At 63.9% G+C, this 24159-nt stretch carries 19 protein-coding genes, 2 tRNA genes and 3 rRNA genes; 9 read left to right on the plus strand and 15 right to left on the minus strand.

Annotated elements, in window-relative coordinates:
• Position 1 precedes the first annotated feature (1 nt).
• Together AC731_RS12545 and AC731_RS20325 are read right to left on the minus strand one after the other, a co-directional pair.
• Positions 2 to 865 carry an ATP-binding protein gene (locus tag AC731_RS12545; protein ID WP_048710086.1) on the minus strand — a complete coding sequence of 288 codons (864 nt, stop codon included), beginning with the start codon at positions 863 to 865 and terminating at the stop codon, positions 2 to 4.
• Positions 858 to 986, minus strand: coding sequence for a hypothetical protein (locus tag AC731_RS20325; RefSeq protein WP_257721756.1), 129 nt, complete (start codon positions 984 to 986; stop codon positions 858 to 860). The genes AC731_RS12545 and AC731_RS20325 overlap by 8 nt, the downstream gene beginning before the upstream one ends.
• A 321-nt stretch (positions 987 to 1307) precedes the next feature.
• Here AC731_RS20325 and mltA point away from each other — a divergent pair, with 321 nt between their 5' ends.
• On the plus strand, positions 1308 to 2354 hold the full coding sequence (gene mltA / locus AC731_RS12555) for a murein transglycosylase A (RefSeq protein ID WP_205626679.1): 1047 nt from the start codon (positions 1308 to 1310) through the stop codon (positions 2352 to 2354).
• A gap of 67 nt (positions 2355 to 2421) precedes the next feature.
• Here mltA and AC731_RS12560 read toward each other — a convergent pair whose 3' ends face one another.
• The 12 genes from AC731_RS12560 to rpsF all read right to left on the minus strand — a co-directional run bounded on the left by AC731_RS12560 (position 2422) and on the right by rpsF (position 13032).
• Positions 2422 to 3153: a DsbC family protein gene (locus AC731_RS12560; RefSeq protein WP_048706573.1), complete on the minus strand. Its 732-nt coding sequence runs from the start codon at positions 3151 to 3153 to the stop codon at positions 2422 to 2424.
• Positions 3154 to 3171: 18 nt separating this feature from the next.
• The gene (locus AC731_RS12565; protein WP_048710092.1) at positions 3172 to 4335 is read right to left on the minus strand and encodes a UbiH/UbiF family hydroxylase; all 1164 of its coding nucleotides are present in this window, start codon (positions 4333 to 4335) and stop codon (positions 3172 to 3174) included.
• Positions 4336 to 4475: 140 nt separating this feature from the next.
• Positions 4476 to 4589: ribosomal RNA gene (gene rrf, locus AC731_RS12570) — 5S ribosomal RNA — on the minus strand.
• Positions 4590 to 4695: 106 nt separating this feature from the next.
• Positions 4696 to 7580, minus strand: a 23S ribosomal RNA gene (locus tag AC731_RS12575).
• Positions 7581 to 7841: 261 nt separating this feature from the next.
• A tRNA-Ala gene (locus AC731_RS12580) sits at positions 7842 to 7917 on the minus strand.
• Between the two features lie 27 nt (positions 7918 to 7944).
• Positions 7945 to 8021 (minus strand) — tRNA-Ile (locus AC731_RS12585).
• A gap of 74 nt (positions 8022 to 8095) precedes the next feature.
• A 16S ribosomal RNA gene (locus AC731_RS12590) occupies positions 8096 to 9633 on the minus strand.
• The 16S, 23S and 5S rRNA genes sit together here with 2 tRNA genes alongside, the layout of an rRNA operon.
• Positions 9634 to 10025: 392 nt before the next feature.
• Positions 10026 to 11423, minus strand: coding sequence for a replicative DNA helicase (gene dnaB / locus AC731_RS12595; RefSeq protein WP_004291707.1), 1398 nt, complete (start codon positions 11421 to 11423; stop codon positions 10026 to 10028).
• A 164-nt stretch (positions 11424 to 11587) separates the two neighbouring features.
• Positions 11588 to 12037, minus strand: coding sequence for a 50S ribosomal protein L9 (gene rplI / locus AC731_RS12600; protein WP_004291709.1), 450 nt, complete (start codon positions 12035 to 12037; stop codon positions 11588 to 11590).
• A 15-nt stretch (positions 12038 to 12052) separates the two neighbouring features.
• A complete protein-coding gene (rpsR, locus tag AC731_RS12605) occupies positions 12053 to 12328 on the minus strand; it encodes a 30S ribosomal protein S18 (protein ID WP_004291711.1) in 276 nt (91 codons plus the stop codon).
• A gap of 1 nt (position 12329) precedes the next feature.
• Positions 12330 to 12644, minus strand: coding sequence for a primosomal replication protein N (gene priB / locus AC731_RS12610; protein ID WP_038012337.1), 315 nt, complete (start codon positions 12642 to 12644; stop codon positions 12330 to 12332).
• A 1-nt stretch (position 12645) separates the two neighbouring features.
• A complete protein-coding gene (rpsF, locus tag AC731_RS12615) occupies positions 12646 to 13032 on the minus strand; it encodes a 30S ribosomal protein S6 (protein ID WP_004291715.1) in 387 nt (128 codons plus the stop codon).
• Between the two features lie 239 nt (positions 13033 to 13271).
• Here rpsF and AC731_RS12620 point away from each other — a divergent pair, with 239 nt between their 5' ends.
• A complete protein-coding gene (locus AC731_RS12620) occupies positions 13272 to 13610 on the plus strand; it encodes a hypothetical protein (protein ID WP_004291717.1) in 339 nt (112 codons plus the stop codon).
• A 28-nt stretch (positions 13611 to 13638) separates the two neighbouring features.
• On the opposite strand, the gene hrpA is transcribed toward AC731_RS12620, so the two are convergent.
• Positions 13639 to 17859, minus strand: coding sequence for an ATP-dependent RNA helicase HrpA (hrpA, locus tag AC731_RS12625; protein ID WP_082794322.1), 4221 nt, complete (start codon positions 17857 to 17859; stop codon positions 13639 to 13641).
• A 113-nt stretch (positions 17860 to 17972) separates the two neighbouring features.
• On the opposite strand from hrpA, the gene AC731_RS12630 reads away from it, so the two are divergent.
• From AC731_RS12630 to AC731_RS12660, 7 genes are all read left to right on the plus strand, one after another.
• Complete coding sequence (locus AC731_RS12630; protein WP_004291721.1) at positions 17973 to 18491, plus strand: DUF2478 domain-containing protein; 519 nt, start codon at positions 17973 to 17975, stop codon at positions 18489 to 18491.
• Between the two features lie 3 nt (positions 18492 to 18494).
• Complete coding sequence (locus tag AC731_RS12635) at positions 18495 to 18749, plus strand: zinc/iron-chelating domain-containing protein (RefSeq protein WP_048706579.1); 255 nt, start codon at positions 18495 to 18497, stop codon at positions 18747 to 18749.
• 80 nt (positions 18750 to 18829) lie between these two features.
• Complete coding sequence (locus AC731_RS12640) at positions 18830 to 19654, plus strand: undecaprenyl-diphosphate phosphatase (RefSeq protein ID WP_048706581.1); 825 nt, start codon at positions 18830 to 18832, stop codon at positions 19652 to 19654.
• A gap of 13 nt (positions 19655 to 19667) precedes the next feature.
• The gene (locus AC731_RS12645) at positions 19668 to 20258 is read left to right on the plus strand and encodes a YqiA/YcfP family alpha/beta fold hydrolase (RefSeq protein ID WP_048706585.1); all 591 of its coding nucleotides are present in this window, start codon (positions 19668 to 19670) and stop codon (positions 20256 to 20258) included.
• A complete protein-coding gene (locus AC731_RS12650; RefSeq protein WP_048706587.1) occupies positions 20255 to 21136 on the plus strand; it encodes a class I SAM-dependent methyltransferase in 882 nt (293 codons plus the stop codon). The genes AC731_RS12645 and AC731_RS12650 overlap by 4 nt, the downstream gene beginning before the upstream one ends.
• A 129-nt stretch (positions 21137 to 21265) precedes the next feature.
• Positions 21266 to 22186, plus strand: a complete 921-nt coding sequence (rarD, locus tag AC731_RS12655; RefSeq protein ID WP_048706589.1) for an EamA family transporter RarD — start codon at positions 21266 to 21268, stop codon at positions 22184 to 22186.
• A gap of 64 nt (positions 22187 to 22250) precedes the next feature.
• Entirely contained in the window at positions 22251 to 24158 is a 1908-nt protein-coding gene (locus AC731_RS12660) for a ribonuclease catalytic domain-containing protein (protein ID WP_048710098.1), read from the plus strand.
• The last annotated feature ends 1 nt before the right edge of the window (position 24159 follow it).

The raw sequence follows: 24159 nt of genomic DNA on the forward strand, positions 1-24159 counted from the left end.
CTCAGCCTTCGATCTGGCCGGCGAAGTCGCGGGCAAACTGCCACGCCACCCGTCCCGAGCGCGAGCCGCGCATCAGCGCCCACTGCAGCGCATCCTGCCGCGCCGCGGCAATCCTGCGCTTGGGCACACCGAACTGCGCGAGCCAATGCGCGACGATGTCGAGATACTCGTCCTGACTGAAGGGGTAGAACGAGATCCACAACCCGAAGCGCTCGGACAGGGAGATCTTCTCCTCCGTCGCCTCACCCGGGTGGATCTCGCCGTCGACATGCCGCGCCTGCAGGTTCTCGTCGTGATACTCCGGCATCAGGTGGCGACGGTTCGAGGTGGCATAGACGAGCACGTTGTCCGACACGGCCGACACCGAGCCATCGAGCACGCTCTTCAGGGCCTTGTAGGCATCCTCGCCCTCCTCGAAGGACAGATCATCGCAAAACAGGATGAAGTGCTCGGGCCTTGATCCGACCAGGTCGACAATCTCGGGCAAGTCGACGAGGTCACTCTTGTCGACCTCGATGACGCGCAGGCCCTGGTCGGCAAATTCGTTGAGCAGGGCCTTGATCAGCGAAGACTTGCCCGTCCCCCGCGCCCCCGTCAGCAACACGTTGTTCGCGTGCCGGCCGGCAAGGAACTGACGCGTGTTGCGCTCGATACGTGTCTTCTGCGCATCGACGTCCTGCAGGTCCGCGAGGCGGATGCGATGCGGCATGCGCACCGGCTTCAACTCCGCACGCCCGTGGCGGCGCTGCCAGCGGAAGGCGACCGCGCTGCTCCAGTCGGGCTGTGTTGCCGGTCCCGGCAGTACGGCTTCGAGTCGCTCGAGCACGCGTTCCGCGCGACTCAGCAGATCGGCTAGTTCAGTCATGTTCTTCATTCTTGGGATTCGTGTCGGTTTCGGACGCCTCGTCTCGCCGCGGCCAGGTTGCCCAGACGATGATGAGCAACAGCAGCAGCGCAAGTCCGGCCTCGAGAAAGATCACCCACATCGCAAGCCTCCGGCGCAAAGCCCGCCCTGCCGTCGGTATACTCTGACGGGCGAAAGTCCCGCAGTTTAACCGATCCCCTCCATGACGCTTGCCCCCACCCGCCTCGCCCTTCCCGCGCTGCTCGCCCTGCTCGCCCTGCTCTCGGCCTGCGCGACGCCCTCACGCGCACCCGACGTAGAAGCAGGCAGCAAGTGCCCGCAGCACCAGCCCTGCCCGGCCTGCCCGAGCTGCCAGGCGCCCACGGCCGGAACCCCGACGGTGGCGCCCGTAACGCCGAGCGCACCGCGCCCGCCCGAGACCACGGCCGAGCCCCCGGCACCCGTGGCCGCATCCTGGTCGGAAATCAAGGGCTGGTCGGAGGACGATCCGTCGGCGGCCTGGTCCGCACTGCTTACATCCTGCACCAAGCTCTCGCGACAACCGCAGTGGAAGAGCGCCTGCGACGCCGCAGGCACGCTGGGCACCCAACCCGGGAGCACACGCGCCCGTCACTACTTCGAGCAGCACTTTTCGCCCTGGCTGCTTCGCAATACGGAGACGTCGACCGAAGGCCTCGTGACGGGGTATTACGAACCCTTGATCCGCGGCAGCCGTAGCCGCAATCAGCGCTACGCCTGGCCCATCCACGGAGCGCCCGCCGACATGCTCACGATCGAGCTGGGTGACGTTTATCCGGAACTCAAGCACCTTCGCCTGCGAGGCCGCGTCGTCGGCAACAAGGTTCTGCCCTACTGGACGCGCGAGCAACTCGCAGAACGCGGTGATCAGGTACCCGCGCCCGTGCTGCTATGGGCGGATGATCCGATCGACCTGTTCTTCCTGCAGGTGCAGGGCTCCGGGCGGGTGCAGTTGCCCGATGGCCGTACCGTGCGCGTGGGCTACGCCGATCAGAACGGCCATCCCTATCAGTCGATCGGGCGCTGGCTGGTCGCTCAGGGCGAACTGACGCTCGACCAGGCCTCGATGGACGGCATCAAGCGCTGGGCGAGCGCCAATCCACAGCGTCTGCGCGAACTGCTGAACACCAATCCCAGCTATGTATTCTTCCGCGAACTGCCGGCATCGAACGGCGGCCCCATCGGCGCGCTCGGCGTCCCGCTCACAGAAGGGCGGAGCATCGCCGTCGACCCGCGTTACGTCCCGTTGGGCGCGCCGGTCTTCCTCGCCACCACCTATCCGCTCAGCAACCGTGCGCTGAACCGGTTGATGCTGGCCCAGGATACCGGGAGCGCGATCAAGGGCGCCGTACGTGCGGACTTTTTCTGGGGCTTCGGCGAGCAGGCCGGACGGGAGGCCGGACGAATGCGCCAACAAGGTCAGATGTGGGTCTTGCTGCCAAAGGGAATCCGGCCTCCAGGCGCCCGCTAGGCACGTCCTTCAGTCAAGACACGGTGAAGCAATGCCGTTTCCGGACGCCGCTTCACCGTGGCACGGCTCACTTGGCCTTGACGTCTGCGAGCGCCTTCTCGAGTTCCGTCGCCGGCACAAATCCGCCGATCCGTCGCCCATCGGCGAGGAACAGCGTCGGCGTTCCCGTGATCCGCAGCTTCTGCCCCAACTCCACGTTCTTTACCACGGCATTCACGTCGCAGTCTGCGTTTGCAGGCACTTTGCCGTCGAGGATCCAGCCGTTCCACGCATTGGCGCGATCCTTGGCACACCAGATGTTGTTCGACTTGCTCGTCGAATCCGGGCTGAGGATCGGGTACAGGAAGGTGTAGATCGTCACATCGTCCATGCCGGCAAGTTCCTTGGCCAGACGCTTGCAGTAACCGCAATTCGGATCCTCGAAGCTCGCGATCACCCGTGTTCCCTTGCCCCTGACCTGCTTGATCGCCTGGTCGAGCGGCAGGGTTGAAAAGTCGATCGCAGCCAGTTCATTGAGCCTGGCCTGGGTAACGTCGCGGCGAGTCTTCATGTCGATGACGCTGCCATCGACGATGAAGCTCCCCTTTTCGTCCGAGTAGACGAGTTGACCGTTCTTCAGCAACACCTCGTACAGACCACCGTAAGGCGTCTTGGTCACAGACTCGACCGCAGGCGCCCCGATGAAGGCTTCCATATTCTTGCGAACCGCCTCTTCAGAGGCGCTGGCAGACAGGCTGGCAACCAGACCCAGCACCGTTGCGACGGCAAGAACTGCGGTACGTTTGGCAAAGAAACTCATCAAGCTCTCCGAAAGGAATCAAAATCGGCCATTGACCGCATAGCGAATCAGGGCATTGTGTAGGACCGGCAGGCGGCCCGTGAGGTTCATGCCGGCGTTCCGAAGAGCCCCGGCAACCGGATTCCGAACCCCGAAGAGGCGGTTCAACCCATGCGTCAGGTACTGCAACAGGAAGGGCTCTTCGGCTCGCGCACGCGCGTAGCGCCGCAGCACGGCCAGTTCCCCCGCATCCTGCCAACTCTGAAGCCCCCCGAGAACTTCCGCCAGCACCTTCGCATCCTGGAACCCGAGGTTGATGCCATGTCCCGAAAGCGGATGAATCGCATGTGCGGCATCGCCGATCAGCGCGACACGTTCCTTCACCACCGCGTCGACCCGCATCAAGCGCAGGGAGAACGCCGCGCGCGGCGTAAGCAAGCCGAGAGCGCCGAGCACGCGACCGCCCGCCCCCTCAACGCGCGCTACGAACGCGGCCTCGTCCATCCCCATCAGGTCATCGGCCATCTCGTCGGGGGCCGACCAGACCATGGACATCCGATTGCCCGGCAGTGGCAGCCAGGCCAGGATGCCGTCATTCCTGAACCATTGATACGCAACGCCTCGATGCGGCTGCGAACACTCGAAGTTTGCCACCACGGCCCGCTCACCATAGGCCGACACCCGCGCCTCGATCGCGGCCTGCGCACGTACCCAGGAGTCCCGTCCGTCGGCACCCACGATCAAGCTCGCTGATAGGGTCCGGCCATCATCCACCCGCAATGCCGCGCCTGTTGGCCGAATCTCGAGCGCCTGCGGCCGAGCAGGACAAAACAAGGTCACATTATGCTGTCGCCTGAGGCTTTCCCACAGCTCTAGATGAACGCGGCTCGACTCCCCGATCCATGCGAGCTCGGACAAACCTGATTCATACGCTGAGAAACAGATCGCTCCACCGTCGTCGCCAAACACCCGCATCTCGGAGACGGGCTGCAGACGCGCCGGATCGATATGGCGCCAGGCGCCCAACTCATCCAGAAATCGCGCGCTTGCCGGACTGTATGCATAGACTCGCTGGTCCCAAGACTCCAACCGCACCGGAGGGCTCACCTCCACGACAGCGATCCGGAGGCTCGAGCGCCGCAAGGCTACCGCCAGGGCTGCGCCGGCGAGCCCACCGCCAACAATCACAAGATCGAAATCCATTCCGGACACCATGTGCTGTTACCGAGATTCCACGATTCTGCCGCGGCACTCCCGGCGCGTCATGCTGAATCTCTTATTTCGTTCGCTACAAGCGTAAAAACGCCCAGACATCGTTTTGATGCTGGGCGTTTTTTTGGTTAGTCTGACGATGACCTACTTTCACGAGGGCAATCCTCACTATCATCGGCGCGTTTGTGTTTCACGGTCCTGTTCGGGATGGGAAGGTGTGGTACCACAAAGCTATGGTCGTCAGACTTTGACTTGTTACCTGGGGTTGATCCAGGCCAAAGCGGGAAGAAGTGTTGTGTGATTGGGTGTTTTTTGACACCGGTGTTACGAGTTTGTCTTGAATAAGGTTATAGGATCAAGCCACACGGGCAATTAGTATCGGTTAGCTTAACGTGTTGCCACGCTTCCACACCCGACCTATCAACGTTGTGGTCTTCAACGACCCTTCAGGGGGCTCGAGGCCCCGGGGAAGTCTCATCTTGAGGCGAGTTTCCCGCTTAGATGCTTTCAGCGGTTATCTCTTCCGCACATAGCTACCCGGCGATGCGACTGGCGTCACAACCGGTACACCAGGGGTGCGTTCACTCCGGTCCTCTCGTACTAGGAGCAAGCCCTCTCAAACTTCCAGCGCCCACGGCAGATAGGGACCAAACTGTCTCACGACGTTTTAAACCCAGCTCACGTACCACTTTAAATGGCGAACAGCCATACCCTTGGGACCGGCTACAGCCCCAGGATGTGATGAGCCGACATCGAGGTGCCAAACTCCGCCGTCGATGTGAACTCTTGGGCGGAATCAGCCTGTTATCCCCAGAGTACCTTTTATCCGTTGAGCGATGGCCCTTCCATACAGAACCACCGGATCACTATGACCTGCTTTCGCACCTGCTCGACTTGTGGGTCTCGCAGTCAAGCCACCTTTTGCCATTGCACTATCAGTACGATGTCCGACCGTACCTAGGTGACCTTCGTACTCCTCCGTTACCTTTTGGGAGGAGACCGCCCCAGTCAAACTGCCCACCATGCACGGTCCCCGATCTGGATTCACAGACCTGGGTTAGAACCTCGACGACACCAGGGTGGTATTTCAAGGACGGCTCCACCAGAACTAGCGTCCTGGCTTCATAGCCTCCCACCTATCCTACACAAATCCCGTCAAAGTCCAATGCAAAGCTACAGTAAAGGTTCATGGGGTCTTTCCGTCTAGCCGCGGGGAGATTGCATCTTCACAAACATTTCAACTTCGCTGAGTCTCAGGAGGAGACAGTGTGGCCATCGTTACGCCATTCGTGCAGGTCGGAACTTACCCGACAAGGAATTTCGCTACCTTAGGACCGTTATAGTTACGGCCGCCGTTTACCGGGGCTTCGATCAAGAGCTTGCACCCCATCACTTAACCTTCCGGCACCGGGCAGGCGTCACACCCTATACGTCCACTTTCGTGTTTGCAGAGTGCTGTGTTTTTAATAAACAGTCGCAGCCACCGATTCTCTGCGGCCCCTTCGCCCTTCGGATGTACTCCTACAAGCTAATGGGGCATACCTTCTCCCGAAGTTACGGTATCAATTTGCCGAGTTCCTTCTCCTGAGTTCTCTCAAGCGCCTTGGTATTCTCTACCAGCCCACCTGTGTCGGTTTGCGGTACGGTCACTCTATGACTGAAGCTTAGAGGCTTTTCCTGGAAGCAGGGTATCACTCGCTTCGGACCCGAGGGTCCTCGTTATCATGCCTCAGCTTAGCCGCGCGGATTTGCCTACGCAGCACGCCTACACACTTGAACCACCTATTCCAACAGATGGCCGAGCTAACCTTCTCCGTCCCCCCATCGCATCATAGAGCGGTACAGGAATATTGACCTGTTTCCCATCGACTACGCATTTCTGCCTCGCCTTAGGGGCCGACTCACCCTGCGCCGATGAACGTTGCGCAGGAAACCTTGGGCTTACGGCGAGGGTGCTTTTCACACCCTTTATCGCTACTCATGTCAGCATTCGCACTTCCGATACCTCCAGCATCCCTTACGAGACACCTTCGCAGGCTTACGGAACGCTCCCCTACCACGTGTCAAAGACACATCCGCAGCTTCGGTTCATGGCTTGAGCCCCGTTACATCTTCCGCGCAGGACGACTCGACTAGTGAGCTATTACGCTTTCTTTAAAGGGTGGCTGCTTCTAAGCCAACCTCCTAGCTGTCTATGCCTTCCCACCTCGTTTGCCACTTAGCCATGCATTTGGGACCTTAGCTGGCGGTCTGGGTTGTTTCCCTCTTGACACCGGACGTTAGCACCCGATGTCTGTCTGCCGTATATCACTTTGCGGTATTCGGAGTTTGCTATCGCGGGGTAGATCGCAGTGACCCCCCCAACGATTACAGTGCTCTACCCCCGCAAGTGTCCGTACGACGCACTACCTAAATAGTTTTCGGGGAGAACCAGCTATTTCCGGATTTGTTTAGCCTTTCACCCCTATCCACAGCTCATCCCCTAACTTTTCAACGTTAGTGGGTTCGGACCTCCAGTACCTGTTACGGCACCTTCATCCTGGCCATGGATAGATCATCCGGTTTCGGGTCTACGCCCAGCAACTCTGACGCCCTTATCAGACTCGCTTTCGCTACGCCTCCCCTACTCGGTTAAGCTCGCTACTGAACGTAAGTCGCTGACCCATTATACAAAAGGTACGCAGTCACCCCTTTCGAGGCTCCCACTGTTTGTATGCATGCGGTTTCAGGATCTATTTCACTCCCCTCCCGGGGTTCTTTTCGCCTTTCCCTCACGGTACTGGTTCACTATCGGTCGATCACGAGTATTTAGCCTTGGAGGATGGTCCCCCCATCTTCAGACAGGATTTCTCGTGTCCCGCCCTACTTGTCGCACGCTCAGACCCGCCACCGGCTTTTCGCATACGGGACTATCACCCTGTATCGTCGGACTTTCCAGACCGTTTTGCTAAGCTGATGGTTTAGTCGTGCAGGCTGCTCCGCGTTCGCTCGCCACTACTTGCGGAATCTCGGTTGATTTCTGTTCCTGCGGCTACTTAGATGTTTCAGTTCGCCGCGTTCGCCTCCTCAGACCTATGTATTCAGTCTGGGATACCCCTTGCGGGGTGGGTTTCCCCATTCGGACATCGTGGGATCAAAGCTCTATTGCCAGCTCCCCCACGCTTTTCGCAGGCTTACACGTCCTTCATCGCCTGTGATCGCCAAGGCATCCACCACATGCACTTAGTCGCTTGATCCTATAACCTTAGCGCCTCTTGTCGAAGCACCGGTCATAAGACGAACTCGTTTGTGCGATCACACCACTGCTGACAACGGTGATGTGATCAATGCAATCACACAACTTGCAGTACGCACCGGCTCGGTACGTACTACACTTCTTCCACTTTGTTAAAGAGCGAACCTCAAACAACCGACAGTTTGCGCTGCCGATCGAGAAGTCAGAGATGATGACATCGCTATCGTCATGTCTGACTACTCGAATGCGTCTGCACGAGTCCTGGTGGAGCTGGTCGGGATCGAACCGACGACCTACGGCTTGCAAAGCCGCCGCTCTCCCAGCTGAGCTACAGCCCCGTCCTTCTCGAGCAACCCAAAAAAGCTTGGTGGGTCTGGTTGGATTCGAACCAACGACCCCCGCCTTATCAAGACGGTGCTCTAACCGACTGAGCTACAGACCCTCACGCCTTCGAGGCTCTTGGTCTGAACAACCGATAAGTTGTGGATACTTGGCCGTACGCGGCCTTTTCTCTTGAAAGGAGGTGATCCAGCCGCACCTTCCGATACGGCTACCTTGTTACGACTTCACCCCAGTCATGAATCTCACCGTGGTAAGCGCCCTCCCGAAGGTTAAGCTACCTACTTCTGGTGAAACCCACTCCCATGGTGTGACGGGCGGTGTGTACAAGACCCGGGAACGTATTCACCGCAGCATGCTGATCTGCGATTACTAGCGATTCCGACTTCACGTAGTCGAGTTGCAGACTACGATCCGGACTACGATCGGCTTTAAGGGATTGGCTCCACCTCGCGGTTTGGCAACCCTCTGTACCGACCATTGTATGACGTGTGAAGCCCTACCCATAAGGGCCATGAGGACTTGACGTCATCCCCACCTTCCTCCGGTTTGTCACCGGCAGTCTCACTAGAGTGCCCAACTGAATGGTGGCAACTAGTGACAAGGGTTGCGCTCGTTGCGGGACTTAACCCAACATCTCACGACACGAGCTGACGACAGCCATGCAGCACCTGTGTTCTGGCTCCCGAAGGCACCCTCGCCTCTCAGCAAGGTTCCAGACATGTCAAGGGTAGGTAAGGTTTTTCGCGTTGCATCGAATTAATCCACATCATCCACCGCTTGTGCGGGTCCCCGTCAATTCCTTTGAGTTTTAACCTTGCGGCCGTACTCCCCAGGCGGTCGACTTCACGCGTTAGCTGCGTCACTCAGTGCATTGCTGCTCCGAACGACTAGTCGACATCGTTTAGGGCGTGGACTACCAGGGTATCTAATCCTGTTTGCTCCCCACGCTTTCGTGCATGAGCGTCAGTACAGGCCCAGGGGGCTGCCTTCGCCATCGGTGTTCCTCCTGATATCTACGCATTTCACTGCTACACCAGGAATTCCACCCCCCTCTGCCGTACTCTAGCCTTGCAGTCACAAACGCAGTTCCCAGGTTAAGCCCGGGGATTTCACATCTGTCTTACAAAACCGCCTGCGCACGCTTTACGCCCAGTAATTCCGATTAACGCTCGCACCCTACGTATTACCGCGGCTGCTGGCACGTAGTTAGCCGGTGCTTCTTAGTCCGGTACCGTCATCCAGCGACTATGTTAGAGTCGCCGATTTCTTCCCGGCCGAAAGAGCTTTACAACCCGAAGGCCTTCTTCACTCACGCGGCATGGCTGGATCAGGGTTGCCCCCATTGTCCAAAATTCCCCACTGCTGCCTCCCGTAGGAGTCTGGGCCGTGTCTCAGTCCCAGTGTGGCGGATCATCCTCTCAGACCCGCTACAGATCGTCGCCTTGGTAGGCCTTTACCCTACCAACTAGCTAATCTGACATCGGCCGCTCCAATTGCGCGAGGTTCCGAAGAATCCCCCGCTTTCCCCCTCAGGGCGTATGCGGTATTAGCGCGACTTTCGCCGCGTTATCCCCCACAAATGGGCACGTTCCGATGCATTACTCACCCGTTCGCCACTCGCCACCAGGCCGAAGCCCGTGCTGCCGTTCGACTTGCATGTGTAAAGCATGCCGCCAGCGTTCAATCTGAGCCAGGATCAAACTCTTAAGTTCAATCCAGCAAAGTACTCAAAATACTGACTTAATCAGCATGAGCACCTAATCATTGCGAAACCAAGCAGCCGAAGCTGCCGACCACAACAACCAAGCACCCACACTTATCGGTTGTTCAATTTTTTAAAGAACCGCTGCCACCCGGCAGCGAAGAAGCGAGATTATGTTCAACTTCACACAACCTGTCAAGCATCCACCGAAACTTTTTTAACCGCGTCGCCCGAATCATCGAACAACCCAAAGCCCCGGCGAACCGCCCGCCTCGCCCCTCCAGCCCCGCCGCCGCTTCAGAAGAAACCGCGTCAGCGCTGAAAGAGGTGCGCATTATAGACACACAAACAGCATCGTCAACATCAATTCACAATAAAGAAATCTATGCGCGCATACGCAAGTCAGAAGCCGGGCGCGGCGGCGTAATTCTCGAAGCGAGTGTTCTCGCCGATGAAGGTCAGGCGAACGGTGCCGGTCGGACCATTACGATGCTTGCCGATGATCAGCTCCGCCGTCCCCTTGTCCGGAGAGTCGGGGTTATAGACCTCATCGCGATAGATGAACATGATGATGTCCGCGTCCTGCTCGATAGCGCCGGATTCGCGCAGATCGGACATGACCGGGCGCTTGTTGGGGCGCTGCTCGAGGCTTCGGTTGAGCTGCGACAGCGCGATGATCGGCACATGCAACTCCTTGGCGAGCGACTTCACCGAGCGCGAGATCTCCGACAGCTCGGATGCGCGGTTGTCGCCCTCGCGGGTACCGCTCATCAGTTGCAGGTAGTCGATGACAACCAGACCGAGACGACCGCATTGGCGCGCGAGCCGACGCACCCGCGCACGCAGATCGATCGGATTGAGACCCGGCGTCTCGTCGATGTAGAGCGGGGCATCGTAGAGCTTGCCCATCGCCATCGTCAGCCGCTGCCAGTCGTCATCGGTGAGGCGGCCGCTACGGATCTTCTGCATGTCGATGCGCCCGACGGACGAAATGAAACGTGTCGCCAACTGGGTGCCAGGCATTTCCATGGAAAAGATGGCCACCGGCAGACGCTGTTCGATGGCGATGTGCTCGGCGAGATTGAGCGCGAAGGTCGTCTTGCCCATGGCGGGACGGCCGGCGACGATGATCATGTCCGACGGCTGGAGACCCGAGGTCTTGTCGTCGAGATCGACGAGGCCGGTCGGCACCCCGGTGACCTCGGACGGATTGTCGCGGTCGTAGAGTTCCTGGACCCGGTCGACGACCTGCTTGAGAATCGGCTGAATGGAGACGAAACCACTGGCGTGACGCGCACCCGCCTCCGCGATCTCGAACACCTTGGCCTCGGCTTCGTCGAGCAGGGCCTTGGCATCCTTGCCGGATGGACTCAGCGCGCTCGCCGCAATCTCATCCCCCACGGCGACCAGTTTGCGCAAGATTGCCCGCTCACGAACGATTTCGGCGTAACGCCGGATGTTCGCCGCTGACGGGGTGTTGTTGGCAATCTCGGCGATGTAGGCCAGGCCCCCCGCCTGCTCCGCCTCGCCATTTTTTTCCAGCGACTCGAATACGGTCACGACGTCTGCCGGCCGCCCCTGATCGATGAGCTTGGTGATGTGGCGGTAGATCCGGCGATGATCGTCCCGATAGAAATCCGCCTCGTTGGCGAGGTCGGCAACCCGCTCCCAAGCCTGATTGTCGAGCAGGATGCCGCCAATCAGGGACTGCTCGGCTTCAAGTGAATGAGGCGGAAGCTTGATCTGCGCGACCTGGGGATCGGACGCGTAGTCGGAAAAACGGGAAGACGAAGAACTCATCACGAACACCCTTTGAAACCGATGCATCGCATTCTAGCGACGCACGTCATGCCCGAACGTGCGGCAATACGTAACGGAAAGTCCGCAGCCCGAGCGCGCCGACAGGAAGCAAAAAGGGCTGCACCAGGCAGCCCTTTTCATCAGCGCGCAGAAAGCGTGCGGAATTACTGCTCGCCGACCACCGAGACGGTGATGGTGGCGACCACGTCGGCGTGCAGACCAATCTCCAGCTGCACTTCGCCAACCTGCTTCAGCGGGCCTTCCGGCATGCGGATGGCAGCACGATCGATGGTGAAGCCCTGCGCGGCCAGCGCTTCGGAGATGTCGGCATTGCCGACCGAGCCGAACAGGCGGCCATCCATGCCAGCCTTGCGGGAAACCTGAACGGTCACGCCTTCCAGCTTGGCGGCAGCTTCCTGCGCAGCAGCCAGCTTTTCGGCCTGGACGCGCTCGAGTTCGGCGCGACGGGCTTCGAACTCGGCCAGGTTGGCTTGCGTGGCACGCTTGGCCTTGCCTTGCGGAATCAGGAAGTTGCGGGCGTAGCCGTCCTTGACCTTGACCACGTCACCGAGGCCACCGAGGTTCACGACCTTTTCGAGAAGAATGATTTGCATGAGTTCTATCCCCTCTTACAGGTGCAGGTCGGTGTAGGGCATCAGGGCCAGGAAGCGGGCGCGCTTGACGGCGACCGACAGCTGGCGCTGGTAACCGGCCTTGGTGCCGGTGATGCGCGCCGGCATGATCTTGGCGTTCTCGGTGATGAAGTCCTTCAGGATCTCGACATCCTTGTAGTCGACTTCTTCGATCTTCTCGGCCGTGAAGCGGCAGAACTTGCGACGCTTGAACAGACCACGACCACCGCGATCATCTTTCTTCTTGAACTTGGACTTGGGCTTGAAAGCCATTTCAGTTTCCTTCGAGAAATTCGATTGTATTCAGGTGCAGCACCGGACTCCGACTCCGCAGGCTTCTTGCCGCGAGGAATCCGCTGAGCCGCACCGCCGCCCCGGGCTTCGCTGCCGCCAGCACGCTGGCGAGATCGCCAACGGCCACCGCCTGCACTTCCACCGAAACGTCTCGGGTCAGCCCCGCTTCGACCTGTTTCGATTCGTGTGCCAACACGCAGCTTGCGATCGGCACTCCGGCAGGCGTTCGACGCAGCGGCAGCAACTCGGCCACGCGCGCATCGAGGCGCAGTTCATTCAATCCCGGGTCAGGCAACTCAGGCGGCAGCCGCTTCGCTGTCGGCCGGCTTCGCTTCGTCGGACGCCGTGCTCAGCGAGCGCGACTTCTCTTCCTTCATCATCGGCGAAGGCGTGGTGACCGCCTTCTTCATCTTGATGGTGAGGTGGCGCAGCACTGCATCGTTGAACTTGAAGGCGTGCTCGAGTTCGTTCAGCGTCTCGCCGTCGCACTCGATGTTCATCAGCACGTAGTGAGCCTTGTGCACCTTCTGGATCGGGTAGGCCATCTGGCGGCGGCCCCAGTCTTCCAGGCGGTGGATCTGCCCGTTGCGGCCGGTCACGAGCGTCTTGTAGCGCTCGACCATCGCCGGCACCTGTTCCGATTGGTCAGGGTGGACGATGAAGACGATTTCATAATGTCGCATGCAAACTCCTTGCGGTTGGTTGTTGCAGCCCCCCGGCATGCGGTCCGGTGGAGCAAGGGAAGCCCGGCAGTCTATCAAGAACTTCTGAAGAATCAAAGCCCGGCGCATTGTTACCGCCTTGTCTCGGCTGCGTTACAAAAGCCTGCTTACACTCTGCCGCAGCGCGCAGATGACCGCCTCGCCTAGTATCCAGTGCATCGGGGCCCTGCCCTGCAAGGACAACACGAACGAGGCAGACCATGAATACCACCCTGACCCGCAGGCTCGCCGCCACCCTCCTCTGCGGCGGCATCCTTTCGGCTTTCGCGCCGGCCGCACTGGCTGACCGCGATGATCGCGGCCCGTACTGGGGCCACCAGAAGCACGCCCACAAGCACAAGCACCACCACCGCCACCACTGGGACGAACGCACCGTCTATCGCGAGAAGGTCATCATCCGCGAGCGTCCGCGCTATTACCGCGAACCGATCGTCCATCACCACTACTACGAGCCGGCCTACCGCTCGTACAGCCACAGCCGCGCGCCGGCAGTGGTGATCGGCGTGGACATCCCGCCACTGGTGATCCCGCTGCGCTGACGGCCAGCACCGGGACCGCCTCCACGCGTCAACGCGGGCGGCTGTCCCAGATCTTCTGCAGGCGCTTTACCGACACGGGCATCGGCGTCCTGAGTTCCTGGGCGTAAAGGCCGACGCGCAACTCCTCCAGCAACCAGCGGAACTCCTCCAGCGCGGGGTCCTCGACGCCGGCCCGACGGCGGGCGAGGCGCTCGCGCTCCCAAACCTGTGCGAGCTGCTTCCATTCGGCCATCGCCTGTGCGTCGCGCGCCGGATTGTTGCGAAGTTTGTCCAGCCGCACCGCGTCGCCCTTGAGGTAGCGCGGGAAGTGCGCCAGCCTTTCCCACGCAAAGGCGACGAGAAAATCCTTGGGCAACAGCGCGGCAAGTTGCGCCTGGATGTCGGCGACAACCTCGGGGAAGGTCTTCAGTCCGGCCAGGCGCTTCTGCAGCCCCGCATACTCGGCAAGGAGCTGCCCGGTGAGACGCATGAATTCCTGCGCAACCAGACTCACCCGCGTCTTGGCCTCGGCGCAACGCTTCGCGAACGCATCCGCATTGGCAGGCAGCGGCTCGAGCAGGCAGCAGCGATTCAACGTCGCCTCGACCAGCCTCGCCTTCAGCTCGGCCTCGGTGCCGAAGTTCATGTACTGCAGCGCGAGTTCACGCAGGCCGGGCAAACGCTCGACCGCGCGCACCTGATCTTTCAGGCTGAGCGCGAACAAGCGGGCGAGGCCGCGCCGATGCACGCTCGCCGCCTCTTCCGGCGTGTCGTAAGGTCGCAGGGAAACGCTGTCGCCATCGTCGTGCAGGGCAGGAAACCCGATCACCTCGCGGCCCGCGACGCGGACTTCGAGCAGTTCGGGCAGTTCGCCGAACGTCCATGCGGTGAAACCGGACAGAGCCGGCGCTGCCGTGGCCGGCGCCACCGGTGCATTGCCCCCTCGCCCCGCTGGCGCGCCCTGGACGGCACGACGCTCGGCCTCAGCGCGCCCGCGCATCGAAGCGTCGCCGGACGCCCGCGCAGCCTGGCCTGCATCATCGCCGGCCGCTGCCGCCGCCCCGACGCCCGCGGCCGACAGCGCGCCCGCAAGCGCACCGCCGATCTTCGCCGCGGAGAAACGCGCCGCCACCTGCTCACGGAAGCGCACGCGCAACTCCATCAGGTTGCGCGACTGGCCCATCACCCGGCCGTGCTCGTCGATCACGCGGAAGTTCATGAAGCAGTGCGGCTTGAGGTTCTCCGGGCGGAAGCTCTCGAGCGGCAGCTTCAGCTGCACACGCTCCTCGACGAAGCGCTGCAGCATCTTCAACAGCGGCTCGTCGGTGTCGAACTCGCCAGCCTCGAAGGCAAGCATGAACGCCGCCGCGCTCTCGGCCACCGGCTGCAGGCGGTGGCGGTGTTTCTGCGGCACGGTCTTCATCAGCGCCGCGACCTTCTCTTCCAGCAGGCCCGGCACCAGCCACTCGCAGCGGTTGGCGGGAATCTGGTTGAGCATGGCGAGCGGCACGGCGAGCGTCACGCCGTCGTCGGCTTCGCCGGGCTGGTGCAGGTAGGTGAGCTTCAACTTCTGCCCGAGCACCTCCAGCGTCGGCGGGAAACGGTCCGTGGTGACCCCTTCCGCCTCGTGGCGCATCAGCTGCTCACGCGACAGGTGCAGCAGCTTCGGCTCGGCCTTCTCGGCCTGCTTGCGCCAGGCCTCCAGACCGGCGACGTCGCAGACCTCCGCCGGGAGCTTGCTGTCGTAGAAGGCCTCGATCAGCGTCTCGTCCACCAGCACATCGGGCCGACGCGACTTGTGCTCCAGACGCTCGATCTCCGCCACCAGACGCTGGTTGTGGGCGAGGAAGGCCATCGCGCGCGCCGGCCCCTCGGCGATTTCGCCCTGCACCAGGCCCTCGCGGATGAAGAGCTCGCGGCACAACGCGGGGTCGATGTCGCGGTAGGCCACGCCGCGACGCGGGTAGATCACCAGGCCGTACAGCGTGCCGCGCTCCCAGGCGCGCACCGCACCGGAGGACTTGGACCAGTGCGGCTCGAAGACCTGGCGCTTGATCAGGTGGCTGCCGACCTCCTCCACCCACTCCGGCTCGATGCGCGCGATGCAGCGGCCGAAGAGGCGCGAGGTCTCGACCTGCTCGGCGGCCACGATCCACTTGCCCGCCTTCTTCGCCAGCGACGAACCGGGATGCGGCCAGAATCTGATGCCGCGCGCGCCCAGATACGAACCCGCCTGCGGCCCCTTGGTTGCGTACTCTCCGTCGTCCACCTTGCAGCCGACGTTGCCGAGCAGGCCGGCGAGCAGCGCCTTGTGGATCGCCTCGTAGTTGGCCGATTGCGTGTTCTCCTTCCAGCCGTGCTCGGCGCACAGCGAATGCAGCTGGGTGAACACGTCGCGCCACTCGCGCATGCGCATGTAGTTGAGGAAGTGCTTCTTGCACCAGGCCTTCTGCTTGCTGGACGACTCATGGCGCTGCACCTCGTCCCAGGCCTTCCACAGGTGCCAGTACCACAGGAACTCGGACTTCTGGTCCTGTTCCCCGCCGCGGAACTTCGCATGCGCCTGGTCGGCGCCGCCGGGGCTGTCCTGCGGGCGCTCGCGCGGGTCCTGCACCGACAGCGCGGCGGCGATCACCAGCAGCTCGGCGAGCGCGCCACGGTCCCGCGCGGCGAGGATCATGCGGCCGATGCGCGGGTCGAGCGGCAGCCTGGCCAGCTCGATGCCGATCGGAGTGAGCTTGCGCTCATCGTCGTCGCTGACGGCGCCGAGCTCGGCGAGCAACGCGTAGCCGTCGCCGATCAGGCGCGAGCCGGGCGCGTCGATGAAGGGGAAGTCCTCCACCGCGCCCAGCTTCAGGGCCTTCATGCGCAGGATCACGCCCGCGAGCGAGGAGCGCAGGATCTCCGGGTCGGTGTGCGCCGGACGACGATTGAAGTCGTCCTCGTCGTAGAGGCGGAAGCAGATGCCGTCCATGACCCGGCCGCAGCGGCCGGCGCGCTGCTGGGCCGCCGATTGGGCGATCTTCTCGACCTGCAACTGCTCGACCTTGTTGCGCGGCGAGTAGCGCTTGATGCGCGCCAGCCCGGTATCGACCACGTAGCGGATGCCGGGCACGGTCAGCGAGGTCTCGGCGACGTTGGTCGACAGCACCACCCGGCGCCCGTTGGAGGCCGAGAACACCCGCGCCTGCTCCTGCGCCGACTGGCGTGCGAATAGCGGCAGGATCTCGGTGCCGGGCAGGTGATGGGCCTTTCTCAGTGCCTCGGCGGCCTCGCGGATCTCCCGCTCGCCGGGCAGGAAGACCAGCACGTCGCCCGGGCCGCAGCGCTGTGCCTCATCGACCGCGTCGACCAGCGCGTCCAGCAGGTCACGGCTCTTGTCTTTCGACTTGTCGCCTTTCGCCGCCGCCGTGCGTGCTGCGGCAGCGGGGTCGACCTCTTCGCTCTCCACCGGCCGGTAGCGCATCTCGATCGGATACAGCCGGCCGGAGACCTCGATCACCGGCGCCGGCTTGCCTGCGGCGTCGGCGAAGTGATTGGCGAAACGCTCCGCGTCCAGCGTCGCCGAGGTCACGATCACCTTCAGGTCCGGCCGGCGCGGCAGCAGCGTCCTGAGGTAGCCGAGCAGGAAGTCGATGTTGAGGCTGCGCTCGTGGGCCTCGTCGATGATCAGGGTGTCGTAGGCGGCCAGCAGCGGGTCGGTCTGGGTCTCGGCGAGCAGGATGCCGTCGGTCATCAGCTTGATGTGGCTGCGCTCGCCGGTCTTGTCGGTAAAGCGGATCTTGTAGCCGACCACCTCGCCGAGCGGGCTCCTGAGCTCCTGCGCGATGCGGGTCGCGGTGGCGCGCGCGGCCAGCCGGCGCGGCTGGGTGTGGCCGATGAGGCCGGCGACGCCGCGCCCGAGCGTCATCGCGATCTTGGGCAGCTGGGTGGTCTTGCCCGAGCCGGTCTCGCCGCAGACGATGATGACCTGATGCGCCGCGAGCGCCGCCGCGATCTCGTCGCGGCGGGCCGACACCGGCAGCTCGGGCGGAAAATCCGGCGCCGGCAACGCAGCGCGGCGGGCAAGGAGTGCCGCGCGCGAACGCGCGCACAAGGCGTCGAAGTCGGCCTGCAGCCGCGTACGCTGCGCCGCAGCGCGCTCGTCGCCCTTCGCCGGGCGTGCGAGGTCCCGCGCCATGCGGCGCAGTCGCGGGCGATCGGCGCTCAGGCAGTCGTCGAAGTTCGGCAGGTCGGACGGGCGCCGTGCGCCCCGATGGTCAGCCCTCATGGATCCGTTTCAGCTTCGTCAGGGCGCGCATTATCCTCCGCATCGTCGCCTTGTTGGCGCCGCGGTGCGACAATGACGACTGTCCAAGCACGACCCGCCAGTCAAGACCGACCATGCCCGCCCACGCCATCGCCGCCGTCGTCTACACGCCCGCCGACAATATCGAGGCCCTGCTCGCGCAGGCAGCGCGCGAACTGGCCGCACGCGGCGTGAAGCTGGGCGGCGTGCTGCAGCACGACATCGCCGGCGTCATCGACGACCCCTGCGCGATGGAGCTGGAAAACCTCGAGACCGGCGAGAGCATTCCGCTGTCGCAGGAACTCGGCCGCGGCTCGGTGGCCTGCCGCGTCGATCCGGATGCGCTGGCACGCGGTTCGGTGGCGGTGCGCGGCGCGATCGCGCGCGGCGTCGGTCTGGTCATCATCAACAAGTTCGGCGCGCAGGAGGTTTCGGGCGCCGGCCTGCGCGACGAGATGGCCGAGACGGTGCTGGCTGGCGTACCGCTGCTGACGGCGGTGGGCGAGCGCTTCCTCGACGAATGGGGGGCCTTCACCGGTGGCGACAGCGTCCTGCTGCCCCCCACGCTCGAAGCCATCCTGCAATGGTGGTCGGCGTTGCAGTCGCAGGCCTGAACGATGGACTGCCGCCCCGGTTGCGCCGCCTGCTGCATCGCGCCCTCCATTTCCTCGCCGATTCCCGGCATGGAAGGCGGCAAGCCCGCCGGCACGCGCTGCATTCAGCTCGATGAGCGCGATCGCTGTCGCCTGTTCGGCGATCCGCGGCGCCCCGCCGTGTGCGGCAGCCTGGCACCGTCGGTCGAGATGTGCGGCGCCGACCAAGCGCACGCCCTGCACTTCCTGACACGTCTGGAGATCATGACGGCGGCCTGAGACGCACACGTCGCGCGCCGCGGCGCAACATCCGGCCGGCTATAATCCTGCGCTTCCCCGCTCCGGACTCCCACAGCCGCATGGACTTCTCCCTCCTCCTCGTCGCCCTCGTCCTCGGCATCGTCGAAGGCCTCACCGAATTCCTGCCGGTGTCCTCCACCGGCCACCTCATCATCGTCGGCGATCTGCTCGGCTACAACGACGACACCAGCAAGGTGTTCAAGATCGTCATCCAGCTCGCCGCCATCCTCGCGGTGTGCTGGGACTACCGCGAACGCCTGATCAAGGTCGCCGTAGGCCTGCCCACCGAGCGCAGCGCACAGCGCTTCGTGTGGATGCTGTTCATCGGCTTCCTGCCTGCGGCCGTCCTCGGGCTGATGTTCCATTCCACGATCAAGGGCCTGCTGTTCAACCCGATCACGGTGGCGACCGCGCTGGTGGTGGGTGGCCTGATCATCCTCTACGTGGAAAAGCGCGCCTACCATCCGCGCATCAACGACGTCGACGACATGCGCTGGACCGACGCGCTCAAGGTCGGCTTCGCCCAGGCGCTGGCGATGATCCCGGGCACCTCGCGCTCGGGCGCGACCATCATGGGCGGGCTGATCTTCGGCCTGTCGCGCAAGACGGCGGCGGAGTTCTCCTTCTTCCTGGCGATCCCGACCATGTTCGCCGCCACCGCCTACGACCTGTACAAGAACTGGGCGCTGCTGCGCCTCGAAGACCTGCCGGTGTTCGCGGTCGGCTTCGTCGCCTCCTTCGTCGCCGCGATGTGGGCGGTGAAGAGCTTCATCAAGTTCATCTCCAACCACACCTTCGTCGTCTTCGCCTGGTACCGCATCGCCTTCGGCCTCTTCGTGCTGGCGACCTGGTATTTCGGCTGGGTGGAATGGTCGGAACCCTGATGGAGGCACGACGATGATCGTCTATCTGCATGGTTTCCGCTCCGCCCCGGCCTCGATCAAGGCCCGGGCGCTCGGGGCGCGCATGGCCGAACGCGGCCTCTCCGACCGCTTTTGGTGCGAGCAGCTGCCGGTGTCACCGCGCGCCGCGATCGCGCTGGCCGAGGCCGAGATCGCACGGGCCCGCGCCGCGGGTCTCACGCCCTCCGTGGTCGGCAGCTCGCTGGGCGGCTATTACGCCACCTGGCTCGCCGAGCGCCACGGCCTGCGCGCGGTGCTGGTCAACCCGGCGGTCGTCGCGCCCCTGTCGCTCGAAGCCTACGTCGGCACGCAGACCAACCTCTACACCGGCGAGTCCTTCGACTTCACCCGCGAGCACATCGACGAGTTGCGCGCGCTCGAAGTCCCGGCGATCACACGGCCCGAGCGCTACTGGCTGCTCGCCGAAACCGGCGACGAGGTCCTGGATTACCGCCACGCCGTGCAGAAGTACGCCGGTGCGCGCCAGACCGTGCTGGAAGGCGGCGACCACGGTTTCTCGCGCTGGAACGACTACCTCGATGCCGTCATCGCCTTCGCCGGACTGGACACGGGAGTCACGCGATGAGCACGCCCGGTTCCGCAGCAAGCGCGTCCGCCCCCGACTTCGATGCCCGCCGCTTCAAGGCGATGGAGCGCGCCGGCTTCAACCGCATCGCCGCGCGCTACGCCGAAGGCGCCCACCTGCGCGCCGATCTCGCCGCGGCCCTGCTTGACGCTGCGGCGCTCGAACCCGGCCAGCGTGTGCTCGACCTTGCCAGCGGCCCCGGCCTGCTGGCGCGCGAGGCGGCGCAGCGTGTCGTCCCCGGCGGAAGCGTGCTCGCCACCGACATCGCCGAAGGCATGCTGGCCGAGGGCGCACGCCGCTGCGGCAACCAGGCCGACGCACCCTGCTTCGCGGCCGCCGACGCCGAACGGCTGTGCATCGCCGACGCACGCATGGACCGCGTGCTGGCCGGACTCGCGCTCTTCATCTTTCCGCACCCCGAGCAGGCGCTGGCCGAAATGCATCGCGTGCTGGCGCCCGGAGGACGGGTCGTGTTGTCGGTGTGGGGGCCGCGCGAGACGGTACCGCTGATCCATCGCGCGCAGGACTGCATCGCCCGGCTGCTGCCACCGCCCAAGGTGGCCCGCCCCTCGGTGTTCCGCTACGGCGAACCCGCTACGCTGCACGCGACGCTGGCGGCCGCGGGCTTCGACGACATCGACATCCGGCCCTGCGCGTTCAGTTGCCACTTTGCCGACGCCGATGCCTACTGGCAGGCCTTTCTCGATCTAGCCGGCGGTGCGGCCGAAGCACTGGGCCGTCTGCCGGAGGCAACGCAGCGCGCGCTGCAGGCGGCAGTCGTGGACGATCTCGCTGCGCATTGCTGCGACGACGGCAGGGGGGGCTACCTGCTGCCGGCACGCACCCTGATCGCCAGCGCCCGCCGTCCGGGCAACTGAGGCCCGCACCGGACAACGCTCCAACGGCCTCGTGCCCGCCCCCCCAAACACGCTCACCGCATCCCCTACGTGTCCGCTCCTTCCTCCGTGCCACCCTCCGCCACCGATGTCCAACAGGCGCGCCATGGCATGCTCGCCGCATTGGCCGCGTTCTGCATCTGGGGCCTTGCACCGCTGTACTTCCGCGCCATCGGCAGCGTGCCGCCGTTCGAGATCGTCGCCCACCGCGTGCTGTGGTCGGCGCTGTTCCTCGCCGTGCTGATCGCGCTGCTGCCCTTCGCCGGCGGCTTCGGCCGTGTGCGCAGCGTGCTCGCGCAGCCGAAACTGCTCGGCCTGCTCACCATCACCGCCCTGCTCACCAGCAGCAACTGGCTGGTGTTCATCTGGGCCGTCGACGCCGAACGGCTGCTCGAGGCAAGCCTGGGCTACTTCATCAACCCGCTCGTCAGCGTGGCGCTCGGGGCGATCTTCCTCGGCGAACGCCTGCGACCGCTGCAGGCCGCCGCGGTGGCGATCGCCTTCGCCGGCGTGGGCTGGCGCGTATGGCAACTCGGCACCCTGCCCTGGATCGCACTCTTCCTCGCCGGCACCTTCGGCCTGTACGGTCTGCTGCGCAAGCGCGCCCCGATCGAGGCCGCAAGCGGGCTCTTCATCGAGACCCTGCTCGTCGCACCGCTGGCGCTGGGCTGGCTGGCATGGCTCGCCTACCGCGGCGACTTCAGCTTCGGCAGCGGCGCCCACACCGACTGGCTGCTGCCGCTGTCGGGCATCATCACCGCCGTACCGCTGATGCTGTTCGCCATCGGCGCACGCCGGCTGCCGCTGGCCACCGTGGGCTTCCTGCAGTATCTCGCTCCCAGCATCAACTTCGTCATCGCGGTCTGGCTCTTCCGCGAGCCCTTCGATGCTGCGCAATTCATCGGCTTCCTGCTGATCTGGACGGCACTGGCGATCTACTCCGCCGACATGCTGCACGCCGCACGCGGTCGCCATGCGGCCGAGGCCGGGCGGGCGTCCGCTGAAACCTCGGCTCGCTCCGACAGTCGATAGCGTTTTAGGGCAAGTCGTCCGAATCCAGTAAACTACGCGACTTGCTTTCTCCAGGCGGATGCCGATGTTCGTGCTGTATGAAGAGGACGGGGCCTTCAAGGCCGGCACGGTCCTCACCGATAACGAAGCCACGCTGCAGGTCGAGAACACCCACGGCAAGCGGGTGAAGCTCAAGCGCGCCAACGTGCTGCTGGAGTTCCGCGAACCCGGCCCCGCCGACCTGCTGAGCCGTGCCGAGGCCGCCGCGGAGGAACTGGACACCGAGTTCCTGTGGGACGTCTGCGGCGATGGCGAATTCGGCTTTGTCGACTTCGCCGCCGAATACCAGGGCCGCACGCCCAGCGCAGTGGAATCGGCGGCAATCCTGCTGCGCCTGCACTCCGCCCCGATCTGGTTCCACCGCAAGGGCAAGGGGCGCTTCCGCAAGGCGCCGGCCGACATCCTGCAGGCCGCGCTGGCCGGCCTGGAGAAGAAGCGCCAGCAGGCCGCCGCCATCGAGCACATGCGCGGCGAACTGGTCGAAGGCCGGATGCCGCCCGAACTCGCCGCCCTGCTGCCGCAGGCGCTGTATCGCCCGGACCGCAACCGCCTCGAGATCAAGGCGCTGGAAGCGGCGTGCGTCGACACCGGCCTGTCGGCCGCACGGCTGCTGCTCAAGTGCGGTGCGCTCGGCTCGAGCTACGATTTCCACTACAACCGCTTCCTGTTCGAGCATTTCCCCGAAGGCGCGAGCTTTCCGGCGTTTGCACCGGCCACGCTGCCGGCCGAATTGCCGCGCGCACAGGTTGCGGCCTTCTCGATCGACGATGCGTCGACCACCGAGATCGACGACGCCTTCTCGGTCACGCCGCGCGCCGAAGGCGGCTGGCGCATCGGCATCCACATCGCCGCGCCGGCGCTGGGCTTTGGCCGCGGCACCGCGCTCGACGCCATCGCGCGCCGCCGGCTGTCCACCGTCTACATGCCCGGCGGCAAGATCACCATGCTGCCCGACGACGTGGTGCAGACCTTCACCCTGGCTGAAGGCCGCGACTGCCCGGCGGTGTCGCTGTACCTGGACCTCACACCCGGGCTGGCCATCGTCGGCGAGGAAAGCCGGGTCGAAATGGTGCCCATCGTCGCCAACCTGCGCCATCACGACATCGAGCCCGTTTTCAACGACGACACCGTGCATGGCGAGGGCCCCGACTTCGCCTGGAAGCGCGAGCTGACGCTGCTGTGGGATCTCGCCACGGTGCTCGAGGCCGGGCGCGGCAAGGCCGGAGGCAACGAGGATCGCATCGACTTCGGCTTCAGCGTCGACTGGACGCAGGAGACCGCCGACGGTCCGGGCCACGTCAGCATCAGCCGGCGCCTGCGCGGCTCGCCCATGGACAAGCTCGTGGCCGAACTGATGATCCATGCCAACGTCACCTGGGGCCGCCTGCTCGACGAAGCCGGCGTTCCCGGCCTGTACCGTGCCCAGGGCGGCGGCAAGGTGCGCATGACGACCGTCGCCGCGCCGCACGAGGGCCTGGGCGTGGAATGCTACGCCTGGTCGAGTTCGCCGCTGCGCCGCTATGTCGACCTGATCAACCAGTGGCAGATCGTGTCGGTGCTCAAGGGCGAGCCCCCCGCTTTCGCCCCCCGTTCGGCCGACCTGATGGCGGCGCTGCGCGACTTCGAGCTCACCTACGCCGAGTACGCCGAATTCCAGCGCGGCATGGAGCGCTACTGGTGCCTGCGCTGGCTGCGACAGCATGGGCGCGGCGAGGTTGATGCGGTGGTGCTGCGCGAGAACGTCGTGCGCCTGACGGAGATCCCGCTCGTGTTCAAGGTGCCGTCGATGCCGCTGCAGTTGCCGGGCAGCGAAGTACGCCTGTTCGTCGAGCACACCGACCTGCTCGATGTGGAGATCGAGGCCCGCTTCGTGCGCACTCTGTCCGAGCCGGACCCGGCCGGTTCGACGCCCCATCCCTTCGACCCGCTCTGAC

Source organism: Thauera humireducens, from assembly GCF_001051995.2.
Taxonomy (GTDB): Bacteria; Pseudomonadota; Gammaproteobacteria; order Burkholderiales; family Rhodocyclaceae; genus Thauera; species Thauera humireducens.

Coding starts and splice junctions, on each gene's coding strand:
- rarD (WP_048706589.1), top strand. CDS start 21,266: ATGCTCGCCGCATTGGCCGCGTTCTGCATCTGGGGCCTTGCACCGCTG.
- dnaB (WP_004291707.1), bottom strand. CDS start 11,423: ATGAGTTCTTCGTCTTCCCGTTTTTCCGACTACGCGTCCGATCCCCAG.
- hrpA (WP_082794322.1), bottom strand. CDS start 17,859: ATGAGGGCTGACCATCGGGGCGCACGGCGCCCGTCCGACCTGCCGAAC.
- rplI (WP_004291709.1), bottom strand. CDS start 12,037: ATGCAAATCATTCTTCTCGAAAAGGTCGTGAACCTCGGTGGCCTCGGT.
- AC731_RS12640 (WP_048706581.1), top strand. CDS start 18,830: ATGGACTTCTCCCTCCTCCTCGTCGCCCTCGTCCTCGGCATCGTCGAA.
- rpsF (WP_004291715.1), bottom strand. CDS start 13,032: ATGCGACATTATGAAATCGTCTTCATCGTCCACCCTGACCAATCGGAA.
- AC731_RS12660 (WP_048710098.1), top strand. CDS start 22,251: ATGTTCGTGCTGTATGAAGAGGACGGGGCCTTCAAGGCCGGCACGGTC.
- AC731_RS20325 (WP_257721756.1), bottom strand. CDS start 986: ATGTGGGTGATCTTTCTCGAGGCCGGACTTGCGCTGCTGCTGTTGCTC.
- AC731_RS12565 (WP_048710092.1), bottom strand. CDS start 4,335: ATGGATTTCGATCTTGTGATTGTTGGCGGTGGGCTCGCCGGCGCAGCC.
- AC731_RS12620 (WP_004291717.1), top strand. CDS start 13,272: ATGAATACCACCCTGACCCGCAGGCTCGCCGCCACCCTCCTCTGCGGC.
- AC731_RS12645 (WP_048706585.1), top strand. CDS start 19,668: ATGATCGTCTATCTGCATGGTTTCCGCTCCGCCCCGGCCTCGATCAAG.
- AC731_RS12635 (WP_048706579.1), top strand. CDS start 18,495: ATGGACTGCCGCCCCGGTTGCGCCGCCTGCTGCATCGCGCCCTCCATT.
- rpsR (WP_004291711.1), bottom strand. CDS start 12,328: ATGGCTTTCAAGCCCAAGTCCAAGTTCAAGAAGAAAGATGATCGCGGT.
- AC731_RS12650 (WP_048706587.1), top strand. CDS start 20,255: ATGAGCACGCCCGGTTCCGCAGCAAGCGCGTCCGCCCCCGACTTCGAT.
- AC731_RS12560 (WP_048706573.1), bottom strand. CDS start 3,153: ATGAGTTTCTTTGCCAAACGTACCGCAGTTCTTGCCGTCGCAACGGTG.
- AC731_RS12545 (WP_048710086.1), bottom strand. CDS start 865: ATGACTGAACTAGCCGATCTGCTGAGTCGCGCGGAACGCGTGCTCGAG.
- AC731_RS12630 (WP_004291721.1), top strand. CDS start 17,973: ATGCCCGCCCACGCCATCGCCGCCGTCGTCTACACGCCCGCCGACAAT.